Below are 12673 nucleotides of genomic sequence, written 5' to 3'. Positions count from 1 at the left end.
ATTTTCTAATTCAGAGTTGTATCTTTGCATCAAAATTTATACAAATGTCAAAGCAAGTTCGTGTGCGTTTTGCACCAAGTCCAACAGGACCATTACATATTGGCGGAGTTCGTACTGCCCTGTTTAATTATTTATTTGCCAAAAAAAATAATGGTGTATTCTACTTAAGAATTGAAGATACAGATCAGACTCGTTTTGTTCCAGGTGCTGAAGAATATATAATGGAAGCATTGGAATGGTTAGGAATTGCTCCTGAAGAAACTGTTGGAAAGAACGAAAAATTTGGTCCATACAGACAAAGCGATCGTAAAGAATTATACCAAAAATATGCAGATCAACTGATCAATTCGGGTTGGGCATATTATGCTTTTGATACTCCGGAAGCTTTAGATGCTCACAGAAAGCAGCACGAAGCAGAAGGAAAAACATTTATTTACAATCATCACAACCGTGAAAAATTAGATACTTCGTTAGTAATTTCTGCAGAAGAAACTGCTAAAAGAATTGCAAATGGAGAGCATTATGTAATCCGTTTTAAAACTCCGGTTGATGAAACTTTACATTTAAAAGACATTATTCGTGGCGATGTTAAATTCGAAACCAATTTACTTGATGATAAAGTTTTGTTCAAAAGTGACGGAATGCCAACGTATCACTTAGCCAATATTGTGGATGATCATTTGATGGAAACTTCACATGTAATTCGTGGTGAAGAATGGCTGCCTTCTATGCCACTTCACGTTTTATTATACAGAGCATTTGGCTGGGATGCTCCGGAATTTGCACATTTACCTTTGATTTTAAAACCTGTTGGAAATGGTAAATTATCTAAAAGAGATGGTGATAAATTAGGTTTCCCGGTATTCCCATTAGAATGGAAAACAGAAGAAGGCATCTCATCTGGTTACAGAGAAAACGGATTTTTCCCGGAAGCTGTTGTAAACTTCCTTGCTCTTTTAGGTTGGAATGACGGAACTGATAAAGAATTATTTTCTCTTGATGAATTAGTTGAAGCTTTTGACTTAAACCGAGTTCACAAAGCCGGAGCTAAATTTGATCCTGAAAAGAACAAATGGTTTAATCACCAATATTTAATCAAACAAAATGATGCTGATTTAGCGAAGGACTTCACTCCTATTTTAGTTGAAAAAGGTGTTGATGTTTCTAAATATGACGTTACAAGAATTGTTTCTTTGATTAAAGAAAGAGCAAATTTCGTTTCAGATTTTTGGGATTTAACAGATTTCTTTTTCCAGACGCCAACAACTTATGATGAAAAAGCAAGTAAAAACTGGAAAGAAGAAACTCCAGTTTTAATGCAGGAATTGATTTCAACACTTGAATATATTGATGGTTTTGATTCAGCAAATATCGAAGCAATCGTAAAAGATTGGTTAACTAAAAACGAAATTGGAATGGGTAAAGTGATGCAGCCTTTCAGACTTAGTTTAGTTGGAGCATTAAAAGGTCCTCACCTATTTGACATTGTGGAAATCATCGGAAAAGAAGAAACTATTTCGAGAATTCAGAAAGCGATTGCTACTTTATAAATAATTTTAATAATAAAAATAGAAACGTCAGGAAACATTGAGAAATGAGCCTGACGTTTTTTTATGCTTTAAAAAAATAAATAAGAAGAAATTTCGTAATTTGAGCAACCAATAAAAACTTAAATCAATATCATTATGAGTATCCCTTTCATTATCATTTTTGTAATTGCATTCTTTATTTTCCTATCATCATTCTTTACAGTAAAACAACAATCCTCTGTAATTATTGAAAGATTTGGAAAATTTCAAAGTGTTAGAAATTCCGGGTTGCAACTTAAAATTCCGGTAGTTGACAGAATTGCAGGGCGCGTAAATCTTAAGATTCAACAGTTAGATGTAATCATCGAAACCAAAACCAGAGACAACGTTTTTATCAAAATGAAAGTTTCGGTTCAGTTTAAAGTAATTCAGGAAAAGGTTTATGAAGCTTTTTACAAGCTTGAATATCCACATGATCAGATTACTTCATATGTATTTGATGTGGTTCGTGCCGAAGTTCCTAAACTAAAATTAGATGATGTTTTTGAAAGAAAAGATGATATTGCAGTTGCAGTAAAACGTGAGTTAAACGAAGCAATGTCAACATATGGATATGATATCATCAATACTTTGGTTACCGATATTGATCCGGATATCCAGGTAAAAAATGCAATGAACAGAATCAACGCTGCAGACAGAGAAAAAACGGCAGCAGAATTTGAAGCTGAAAGTTCAAGAATCAGAATCGTCGCAAAAGCAAAAGCTGAAGCAGAAAGTAAACGTTTACAAGGTCAGGGTATTGCAGATCAGCGTCGTGAAATTGCACGAGGATTAGTAGAAAGTGTTGAAGTTCTGAACAATGTGGGAATCAATTCTCAGGAAGCTTCTGCCCTGATTGTAGTAACGCAGCATTATGATACACTACAGGCAATTGGAGCTGATGCCAATTCTAATTTGATCTTGTTACCAAACTCTCCACAAGCCGGAAGTGACATGTTAAACAATATGGTTGCATCGTTTACAGCTTCTAATCAGGTTGGTGAAATGATGAAAAAAACAAATAAAAAAGTAGAGAAACCAAAACCGATTCAACCACAATCCGGATACGAAGATGACATAACACCAGAAATTAAATAATAGTTTTAAAAAGAAAAAGAGGCTTAATTGCCTCTTTTTTATTTCTGGTATTTAGCGTTTTGAGTTTTTAAATCAGCTAATTTAGATTCTAAAAAAGAAATAACTTCTTCTGTTTTATGACTAACTTTTGATAGTAACTCATCAAAAGTTCCATCAAGATTTTGTGTAGCACTTGTGAATTTTTCACGTAAAAATTCTGAACTTGCTTCAAAGGAATCTTTTAAATTGTGGGCAGTATCTCCCAGATTTTCTTTAATTTTTGCTCTTGTGTTTGAACCTTTGTCCGGAGCTAACAAAATTCCTATCGCCGCTCCTACTGCTGCACCGGCTAAAATTGCTGCAATCGTATTTGTATTGTTTGACATAATATTAAAATTTAAAAGTGATTAATAAAGATACTCTTTTCTGAATTATAAAATTTCATATTTGACCTTTAGATAAAAATACGGACTTTATAAACAATTGAATGTTAACAACCCGTTAAACTGACAAAATTGAGGTTAGAAATTAAAATAAGGCTATTAAATCAATAATAATTCAAAAGATGATTAATGACATAAAAGAAATTAAAAGTGGTCTTAAAATTAATTTATGGAGGTTAATTTTAATTATAATAAGCTATAAATTTTTAAAAAATGATAGTTTTTATAAATAATAATTAAAATATTAAAATTTAAATTAGTTGATAAATAAAATTGATGCTTGTAGAAAATAGAATTTTTGAAGTTTATTTGCTGAATTAAATGAAAATAAAATCTCTTTTTAACTTTATCAACAATTCAATGTTGATAAGCATTAAAAGAGCATGAAATGGATCATAAAATCAAAATAAAGCTTCCTATTTAACTATTTTTAGAAAGATGATAAATGAATCGAAAGTAATTAGAAAATGTCTTAAAATCGTTTTATGAAGGTTACTTTTTATTTATTAAAATTATAATTTTAAACATATAATAGAAAAAATAAATAATAAAAAAAAGCGCTAATGAAAGCGCTTTTAATAAATAATATTGATATTACTTCTTCGTCATTTCAGCGAGAATTTCAATTTCTCTTTCCGAAGCATTTTTTGGTGGATTTGAATATAATTTCAAAATTTCTTCTGAAAATTGATTTCTCAAACTTTCACTTTCAAGATCTCTTAAATTCAAAAGTGCTTTCGACCTTACATAAGTCGATTCACTTCTGAGAGACATCACATATAATTTTTTAATATCCTCATCTTCAAAATCCGAAGATTTCCAGTTTGAATATTTCAATAAAAACTGAGAAAACAACAATGAAGCTTTATTATTGTTTATATTCTTTTTTAAAGAATTTTGTAATAATGAAAAACTGGAAACATTTTTTATGCTCTCCCCTATTGCATTTTCAATTGCAATTCTTTCTGGTTTAGTCTCAACTTTGAAATATTTGTTGATATCTTTCAAAGAATTGTTGATGCTGTTTTCTTCTTTTTTACCTTTTTCTTCCCACGCATCTTTCAATCCAACCGTTTTGTTAAACACTAATTTTGAAGTAGTTGAATCTTTATCAACAGTAAAATATCCTAAACGCTGAAACTGAAACTTGTCTTCATTTTGAGCTGTTGCCAAACTTGGTTCAACATAACCAGTAACAATTTCTAATGAATTTGGATTCACAAAATCTAAGAAATTTTTCTCTTTATAACTGTCAGGAGCTTCATCTGTAAACAAACGGTCGTACAAACGTACCTCTGCTTCCAATGCATGTTTGATAGAAACCCAATGTAATGTTCCGGATACTTTTCTCTGGCTGGCTTCAGTACCACTTCCACTTAAAGAATCTGTATCATACGTTACATGAATTTCTGTAATATTTCCGTTTTCACCTTTTATAACAGATTCACCTTTAATAATATAAGCATTTTTAAGACGAACTTCTTTTCCTAAAGTCAAACGGAAAAATTTAGCAGGAGCTTCTTCTAAAAAGTCTTCTCTTTCAATGTATAATTCACGGGAAAAAGGTACTTTTCTGAATCCTGCATTTTCATCTTCCTGATTGTTTTCAGCTTCCAGCCACTCCTCTTTTCCTTCCGGATAATTTGTAATTACCAGTTTTACAGGATCTAAAACAGCCATTACACGAGGTGCAATTTTGTTCAGATCTTCACGAATACAGAATTCTAAAACCGAAACATTGATCAGATTATCACGTTTTGCAATACCAATTGTATTGGCAAAATTTCGTAAAGATGCAGCGGTATAACCACGTCTTCGTAACCCTGAAATCGTTGACATTCTTGGATCATCCCAGCCGTTAACATGCTTTTCCTTCACAAGTTGCTGTAATTTTCTTTTACTAACAACCGTATGTGATAAGTTACGTCTGGCAAATTCTCTTTGTTTGGGACGTATTCTGTTTTCGTCTATAATCTGATCTAAAAACCAATCGTATAATTCGCGGTGAGGTAAAAATTCTAATGTACAAAATGAATGTGAAATCGCTTCTAAATAATCGCTTTGTCCGTGTGCCCAATCGTACATCGGATAGATTTTCCAGGTATCTCCTGTTCTGTGATGATGTTTGTGTAAAATTCTGTAAATGATGGGATCACGCATTAACATGTTTGTAGATTTCATATCAATTTTGGCACGAAGAATATGCGTACCGGCCTCAAATTCACCGTTTTTCATTCTTTCGAATAAATCAAGGTTTTCTTCTACAGAACGATTTCTATATGGACTGTCAGTTCCAACTGTAGTAGGCGTCCCTTTCTGGATTGCCATTTCTTCAGAAGTCTGACTGTCAACATACGCTTTATCTTTTTTAATCAATAAAACAGCCCACTCGTATAATTGCTGAAAATAATCTGATGCATAACATTCTTCGGCCCATTTATAGCCCAGCCATTCCACATCTCTTTTAATAGCATCAACAAATTCCTGTTCTTCTTTTTCGGGATTTGTATCGTCAAAACGCAAATTTACAGGGGACTGGTAATCAATCCCTAAACCAAAGTTTAAAGCAATAGAACTTGCATGTCCAATGTGTAAATAACCGTTTGGTTCAGGTGGGAAACGAAAACGTAACTTAGAATTTGAAAGACCTGATTTTAAATCTTCCTCTACAATTTGTTCAATAAAATTAAGTGATTTATCTTCTGATGCCATTATTTATAGTAATTTTAGCAAAGATAAAAAAAAGGTTTCAGGTTTTAGGTTTAAAGTTATTTAAGTGGCGTAAACCTCAAACGCTAAAGCTAAAACCTGAGATTAATTTATTTAGTATTTTTGTATAAGTATTGAGAATTATGAGACAATTAACTGTTACAATTCCGGACGATTTTTATGAAACTTTTGTTAGTTTTTTCAAGCATGTTCCTGAAGTTTCTATAGATGAAAAGGTGGAAAATGAAATTCCTTTATGGCAGCAAGAAATGGTTTTGGAACGTATAAAAAACGCTAAACCTGAAGATTATATTTCGCTAGAAGATGCATTAAAAGAGTTAGATAAAAAATGGCTTTAGAAGGAAATTATAAAACTATAATTCTTCCGAGAGCAAAACTAGAAGTAGATGAAACAGCTTTTTATTATGAATCTATAAGAAAAGGCTTGGGCAAATTATTTTATAAAGAGTTTAAAAACTATGCTCTAACATTAAATACATTGCCTTTTTTTGAAGAAAAATACAACATTGTTGGTACGTTACCCTTAAAAAAATTTCCTTATATAATTCATTTTACGGTCGATGAAGACGAAAAAAATGTTTCGATTCAAGCTGTAACATCCAACTATCAAAATCCAGAAAATACTAGAATAAAACTATAAAAATGGGTATTATAAAACTTAAAAACATTCGTACTTTTTCATATCACGGATGTATGATTGAAGAAGGAAAAATAGGATCTGATTACACTATTGATTTAAAAATAAAAACCAATTTACAGCAATCTGCACAAACAGATCACTTAGCTGATACGGTTGATTACGTACATTTGAACAAAATTGTCACTGAAGAAATGGCAATTCGTTCACATTTATTAGAGCATGTAGCCAAAAGAATCAATAATCGTATTCTTGATGAGATTGAAACTGTAGAAAAAACGACAGTTTGGGTTTCTAAAATAAATCCTCCTATTGGTGGTGATGTTGAATCAGTTACCATAAAAATGAAGGAAATCAGAAAGTAATTTATTTAATCTAATATTTAAAATTTTAAAATACTTTCTTTGAAACTTTTGAAATTTAAAGATTTTAGTTACTTTTGCCAACCGTTCAAGCAATGGCGTCGTGGCCGAGCGGCTAGGCTGGGCTCTGCAAAAGCTCCTACTCCGGTTCGAATCCGGACGATGCCTCAAAACCTTCAAAGCAATTTGAAGGTTTTTTTATGGATAATTTTTAGGAAAAATTAGTTTAAGATATCGGTTCGAATACGCACGATGTTTCCAAATCTTCAAAGCAATTTGAAGGTTTTTTTTTATGGATAATTTTTAGGAAAAATTAGTTTAAGATATCGGTTCGAATACGCACGATGTTTCCAAATCTTCAAATCAATTTGAAGTTTTTTTTTATGGATAATTTTTAGGAAAAATTAGTTTAAGATATCGGTTCGAATACGCACGTTCCCTCAAAACCTGCAAAGCAATTTGAAGGTTTTTTTTATGGATAATTTTTTCGATTTTTGTCATTTCGACCGAAGGGAGAAATCACACGAGAAACTCCATAAAGTGTGGTTCCAATCTTGTCGAATCCCGAGTGTCATTTCGACCGAAGGGAGAAATGACAAACTATACGTGAATAACTTTGATAAACTTATAAAAACAAAAAAACCTCTGAAATTCAGAGGTTTAATTTTATATCTTTGAGTTATTAACAAACTACTTTTCTATTCTTTCAAAAGCATTTTTAACCATTTCTTTTTCTTTTGGAAACCAGCCCTGAATCATTAAAACTACTCCAAATACCATCAAAACAATACTGATTCCTTTTTTAATTTTTAGAATATTGACAGGTGTCATTTTAGATTTTAATTGTTTTGCTAATACTATTTTAAGACAATCAACCAATAAATAAGTGACAATGACAGAAGTAAAAAAAGTCATCATTCTTGGAGTCTGCATCTGCAATTTTGGACCGACTGAAATAATAACGGCAAGCCAGAAACCAAGAACTCCAATGTTAATAACGTTCAGTAAAAAGCCTTTTACAAACAAACTACCGTAATTTCTTTTTAGAATATCACGATCAATTTCTTCATCATTTATTTTTTCTCCTTTTTTCAGTTTTACGAATGAAATAATACCGTAAGACAGCATTATAATGCCGCCAAAAATAAAAAGAGCGGGTTTGTCTTTTAGACTAGAAATCAGTCTGTAGCTTCCCAGATAAGCAATAGCTATAAAAAAAATGTCTCCTAATACAACTCCAAAATCAAAGACAATTGCTGATCTGAAACCTTTGGTAATACTGGTTTCCAATAAAACAAAAAATACCGGACCTACCATAAAGCTCAGAACAAGTCCCCATGGCAGCCCAGCCAGAATATCATTTATCATTAAATATTATTTTACTTCTTCTATTTTACCTCCAAAAACTGTTTTTTGGTTAATTTGTTTAGGTTTTCCATAAATGTAAATAGAGCCTCCTGCGCTTACTTTTGCATCAACAAGGGTTGAAGCATTAACATCTGCTTTTCCACCAGCAGAAACGCTTACTTTTGTCTGGGATGTGGCTAATTTACTTCCAAGGAAATATCCTCCTGCTCCCAGGCCAGCATCAAGGTGATCTGCTTTACCGGTTGCAGTGATTTCTCCTCCGGAAACAGAACTTACTTTAAGCTTATCAACATCCAAATCTACATTTATTTTTCCGCCTTCCTGAGCACTTACCTTAAACGAAGTAGCTTTTATAGTTTCATCACTTGTAACCTCTGCCCCTTCATTAACATCAATCAGTTCGATATGTTTGTAGTACAAAGTAACATCTAAATCATCACCAGATAAAAGCTTAGGAAAAGGCATTCTGATTTTTAAAATACCGTTTTTATTGACAGCTTCCAGTTCTGATTCCCTTGCGCCTTTTATAACAATTTTATTTTCAGACGACTGAACTAATTTTACATTCAGTTTATCGTAAACTTTAACGGTATCAAAATCTCCTAATTCTTTGGTAACCTGTCCAAAAGACATTTGTATAAACAAAATTATAACTACAATAATTAACTTTTTCATTTTTTAATTTTAAAATTTAACCACTTATTCAGCTCTTCTTAAAAAATGAAAATCCAGTTGTTTTTTAACTAAATCGGCATTTTTTACTTTAACGTAAATTTCGTCACCTAATTGCAATATACTGTCTGAAGTAGCTCCAACCAGTGCATATTGTTTTTCATCGAAAGTATAATAGTCATCCTTGATCTCTCTGATTCTCACCATTCCTTCGCATTTATTAGAAACAATTTCTACATAAATTCCCCATTCGGTAACACCGGAAATAACGCCAAGGAATTCCTCATCCTGATGATCCTGCATGTATTTAACCTGCATGTATTTGATACTGTCTCTTTCAGCATTAGTGGCTAAGCTTTCCATGTTGGAACAATGCAGACATTTGGTCTCATATGTTTCTTCGTCTACAGAAGCTCCTCCATCCAGATAATACTGCAATAAACGGTGTACCATTACATCCGGATAACGACGAATCGGAGATGTAAAATGGCTGTAATAATCAAAAGCCAAACCGTAATGACCAATGTTATCTGTCGAATATTTGGCTTTGCTCATACTTCTAATAGCAAGAGTATCAATAAGATTTTGCTCCTTTTTGCCATTTACTTCTTCCATTAAGGAATTCAGGGATTTTGAAATATCACCTTTATTTCTGAAATCTAACTTATAACCAAATTTAGCAATTACAGCTGCCATTGCAATTAATTTGTCTTCGTTTGGTTCGTCGTGAATACGATATACAAAAGTTTTCTTTTGTTTACCAATATATTCTGCCACTTTTCTATTGGCTAAAAGCATAAATTCTTCAATAAGATGATTGGCATCTTTAGAGATTTTGAAGTAAACTCCTTCCGGTTCTCCTTCTGCATCTAAATTAAATTTTACTTCTACTTTGTCAAAAGAAATAGCGCCATTCTGCATTCTTTTCTTTCTTAAAATCTTCGCTAATTCATCTAATTTTAAAGTAGCTTCAACCATCTCATCTGAAACAACATAAGATTCTCCTGTGATGGAAGTTTCCAATGGAATGGTATTGTCTTTTGTTTCAATGATATATTGCGCTTCTTCGTATGCAAAACGCTGATCCGAATAAATTACAGTTCTGCCAAACCACTGACTGATAACCTGGGCTGATGGAGAAACTTCAAAAACTGCAGAGAAAGTATATTTCTCTTCATTTGGGCGAAGCGAACAGGCAAAATTCGATAATACTTCAGGAAGCATTGGCACTACCCTATCCACTAAATAAACCGAAGTGGCTCGTTGATAGGCCTCATCATCCAGAATTGTTCCTTCTTCTAAATAATACGAAACATCGGCAATATGAATTCCGATTTCGAAGTTTCCGTTTTCTAACTTTTTGAAAGACAATGCATCATCAAAATCTTTTGCATCTTTTGGATCTATGGTAAACGTAAGCGTATCACGCATATCACGACGTTTTGCAATCTCAGATTCCTGAATCGAAGTATCCAGTTTTTGTGCAAAAACCTCTACTTCTACCGGAAAATCAGATGGAAGACCGTACTCAGCTAAAATGGCATGAATCTCAGTATTATGCTCACCCGGTTTTCCTAATACACGAATTACAGATCCAAACGGACTATCAGCTTTTTTTGGCCAGTCTTCAATCTTTACCAAAACAACATCACCATTTTCTGCTTCTCCAATTTTATCTTTTGGAATAAAAATATCGGTGTACATTTTAGGATTTGCAGTAGCAACAAAAGCAAAATTTGGTTGTATATCTATAACGCCAACAAACTCTGTTTTCTCTCTTTCTAATACTTCAATTACTTCTCCTTCAGGTCTTTTTCCTTTTCTACGGTTGTAAACGTAAACTTTTACTTTGTCCTTGTCTAAAGCACGATTGAGATTATTGGTCGGAATAAAAACATCTTCTTCAAATTCGTCACAGATGAAATATGCCGTTTTTCTGCTCGTCATATCGATTGTGCCTTCGTAATAATCCTGGCTGATCGCTTTGATTAAATACTTACCGGGTTCTGTTTCTGTAATTTTTTTGGAAGCTGCCAGAATTTTTAAATCTTTTATAATCTGGTTTCTGCTTTTTGTATCGTCAAGTTCAAGTGTGGCTGCTATCTGTTTATAATTAAATGCTTTATTAGCACTTTGCGATAAAATCTTCACTATTTTTCCGGAGAAATCCTTCTCTTTTTTTATCGGCTTTCTAATTTTCTTACTCATATATCTTTTCTTATAAAGTTTAAAATTACAAATAAGAAATCAGATTATAGATTTTAACAATTAGAATTATTAAAATTATAACTTTTCGTACATTTACAAAAACACCTTATATGGAAAGCTTTAAGACCATCGCCGTATTCAATTATCATCACGAAACAGTGGTTCTCAAACATTTACTGGAACAAGAAGAAATACCCTATTTCTTCGAAAACGAAATCACACTCTCAGTAGTTCCTTTGTACACAACGGCATTGGGCGGAATCAAACTCAAAGTTCATCCAAACGATTTCGAGCAAGTTCAGGAAATTCTCGATAATCTCAACAATCCGCTTAAAATCGTTTGAAATAAAACTTCAATTTCAAATCACAATAAAATTCATTTCAAAAAATAAAATTTTTACTTTCCAACTTTTTTAGTTTTCAACATATATTAAATACAACAAAAAAGATTTTTAAAAATTTAAAAAAATTTGATGGTTATTATAGTGTGTTAATATGTCGAATAAATTTATTTTTAAAGTCATTGAAATCTCGTTTTACTTATTTATTGTGAGTTATCAACATAGTTATTTTTGGTTAAATGATTAATTTATAAGACTTTTTGTATTTTAATTAACAACGGTTGACAACCAAATTTGAATTGATTTTGTAGATAAGTTGATATGTTAATTTCTGTTGAAAATAGTGTTTTTGATATTCATAACTTTTCTAAAAATTCATGAAACTTTTCTTGCATATTTAATTTTGGTTTTGGATTATGAAATTTTTGAAAACAACCAAAAAAAACTTCTAATTTTCTTTTCGAACTTATTAACATTTTCTGTTAATTTAAAGTTAACTGAATATCAATGAATTACGAACTACTATTAACACCTCAAAATTTTAACAAATAGTATGTTTATTCTTTATTGATTGTGAGACACTTATGAAGTTATCAAGATTGTTAATAACCCTGTAAATATTTAAAAATTAGATAGTTGTAAATTTTTATAGTATATATAACGTATTACATTCCACTCCCTACGTTTATGATTATTAATAATGTTTTAAAACTTATTGATTTTAAAGAAATTAGTGAAAATTGGTGTAATCAGTAGCAAACATATATTAAATGAGTAAATTTGCAAAACAGAACTTAATAGTATTTAAAAATGAAAATCTCGATAGGAAACGATCACGCTGGACCAGAGTATAAAAAAGCAATTGTAGAAATGCTTAAAGCGAGAGGATATGAAGTAACCAATTACGGAACAGATTCTGAAGATTCTGTTGATTATCCTGATTTTGGACATCCGGTAGCCAAAGATGTATCTGAAGGAAAAGCTGATTTTGGAATCGTAATCTGCGGAAGCGGAAACGGAATAGCCATGACTGTTAATAAACATCCCAAAGTGAGAGCCGGACTATGCTGGACGAAAGAAATTGCGGTTTTAATTCGTTTACATAATGATGCTAACATTATCAGTATTCCGGCACGTTTTACTTCAATCCCTCAGGCAGTAGAAATGGTTGAAACTTTTCTGAATACTGAATTTGAAGGTGGAAGACATCAAAACAGAGTGAACAAAATTGCTTGTTCGTAAAAGTAAAAAATTCGGTGCTCCGCAC

Annotated in this window: 12 protein-coding genes and 1 tRNA gene; 8 read left to right on the top strand and 5 right to left on the bottom strand. The window is 32.0% G+C overall.

The features are described from left to right. Positions 1-44: 44 nt before the first annotated feature. The gene (gene gltX, locus GXM17_RS07455; protein ID WP_163398667.1) at positions 45-1550 is read left to right on the top strand and encodes a glutamate--tRNA ligase; all 1506 of its coding nucleotides are present in this window, start codon (positions 45-47) and stop codon (positions 1548-1550) included. A gap of 135 nt (positions 1551-1685) precedes the next feature. Beyond that, positions 1686-2666, top strand: a complete 981-nt coding sequence (locus GXM17_RS07450; RefSeq protein ID WP_163398666.1) for an SPFH domain-containing protein — start codon at positions 1686-1688, stop codon at positions 2664-2666. 38 nt (positions 2667-2704) lie between these two features. Here the strand turns inward: GXM17_RS07450 and GXM17_RS07445 are convergent, their stop codons facing one another. Next, positions 2705-3031 carry a YtxH domain-containing protein gene (locus GXM17_RS07445; RefSeq protein WP_163398665.1) on the bottom strand — a complete coding sequence of 109 codons (327 nt, stop codon included), beginning with the start codon at positions 3029-3031 and terminating at the stop codon, positions 2705-2707. A gap of 651 nt (positions 3032-3682) precedes the next feature. Further along, positions 3683-5800: a glutamine--tRNA ligase/YqeY domain fusion protein gene (locus GXM17_RS07440; protein WP_163398664.1), complete on the bottom strand. Its 2118-nt coding sequence runs from the start codon at positions 5798-5800 to the stop codon at positions 3683-3685. Between the two features lie 140 nt (positions 5801-5940). Between GXM17_RS07440 and GXM17_RS07435 the strand changes: the two genes are divergently transcribed. The 4 genes from GXM17_RS07435 (at position 5941) to GXM17_RS07420 (ending at position 6985) form a co-directional block, all read left to right on the top strand. Next, on the top strand, positions 5941-6156 hold the full coding sequence (locus tag GXM17_RS07435) for a hypothetical protein (protein ID WP_163398663.1): 216 nt from the start codon (positions 5941-5943) through the stop codon (positions 6154-6156). Continuing rightward, positions 6147-6458, top strand: a complete 312-nt coding sequence (locus GXM17_RS07430) for a hypothetical protein (protein ID WP_163398662.1) — start codon at positions 6147-6149, stop codon at positions 6456-6458. Before GXM17_RS07435 ends, GXM17_RS07430 begins: the two co-directional genes overlap by 10 nt. Before the next feature lie 2 nt (positions 6459-6460). Continuing rightward, a complete protein-coding gene (gene folB / locus GXM17_RS07425; protein ID WP_163398661.1) occupies positions 6461-6820 on the top strand; it encodes a dihydroneopterin aldolase in 360 nt (119 codons plus the stop codon). Between the two features lie 94 nt (positions 6821-6914). After that, positions 6915-6985, top strand: a tRNA-Cys gene (locus GXM17_RS07420). A 522-nt stretch (positions 6986-7507) separates the two neighbouring features. Here GXM17_RS07420 and GXM17_RS07415 read toward each other — a convergent pair. The 3 genes from GXM17_RS07415 to rnr are packed head-to-tail and all read right to left on the bottom strand — an operon-like array spanning position 7508 to position 11065. Further along, the gene (locus GXM17_RS07415) at positions 7508-8185 is read right to left on the bottom strand and encodes a LysE family translocator (protein WP_163398660.1); all 678 of its coding nucleotides are present in this window, start codon (positions 8183-8185) and stop codon (positions 7508-7510) included. A gap of 6 nt (positions 8186-8191) precedes the next feature. Beyond that, on the bottom strand, positions 8192-8860 hold the full coding sequence (locus GXM17_RS07410) for a head GIN domain-containing protein (RefSeq protein ID WP_163398659.1): 669 nt from the start codon (positions 8858-8860) through the stop codon (positions 8192-8194). Positions 8861-8884: 24 nt separating this feature from the next. Then, complete coding sequence (rnr, locus tag GXM17_RS07405; protein WP_163398658.1) at positions 8885-11065, bottom strand: ribonuclease R; 2181 nt, start codon at positions 11063-11065, stop codon at positions 8885-8887. Positions 11066-11175: 110 nt separating this feature from the next. Between rnr and GXM17_RS07400 the strand changes: the two genes are divergently transcribed. Then, positions 11176-11409, top strand: coding sequence for a putative signal transducing protein (locus GXM17_RS07400; protein ID WP_163398657.1), 234 nt, complete (start codon positions 11176-11178; stop codon positions 11407-11409). Between the two features lie 807 nt (positions 11410-12216). Beyond that, positions 12217-12648: a ribose 5-phosphate isomerase B gene (gene rpiB / locus GXM17_RS07395; protein ID WP_163398656.1), complete on the top strand. Its 432-nt coding sequence runs from the start codon at positions 12217-12219 to the stop codon at positions 12646-12648. Positions 12649-12673: the final 25 nt, after the last annotated feature.

Source organism: Flavobacterium fluviatile (assembly GCF_010645065.1).
GTDB classification, from domain to species: domain Bacteria; phylum Bacteroidota; class Bacteroidia; order Flavobacteriales; family Flavobacteriaceae; genus Flavobacterium; species Flavobacterium fluviatile.
The sequence above is the reverse complement of the archived record's forward strand: the minus strand, read 5'-3'. Positions and strand labels throughout refer to the sequence as shown.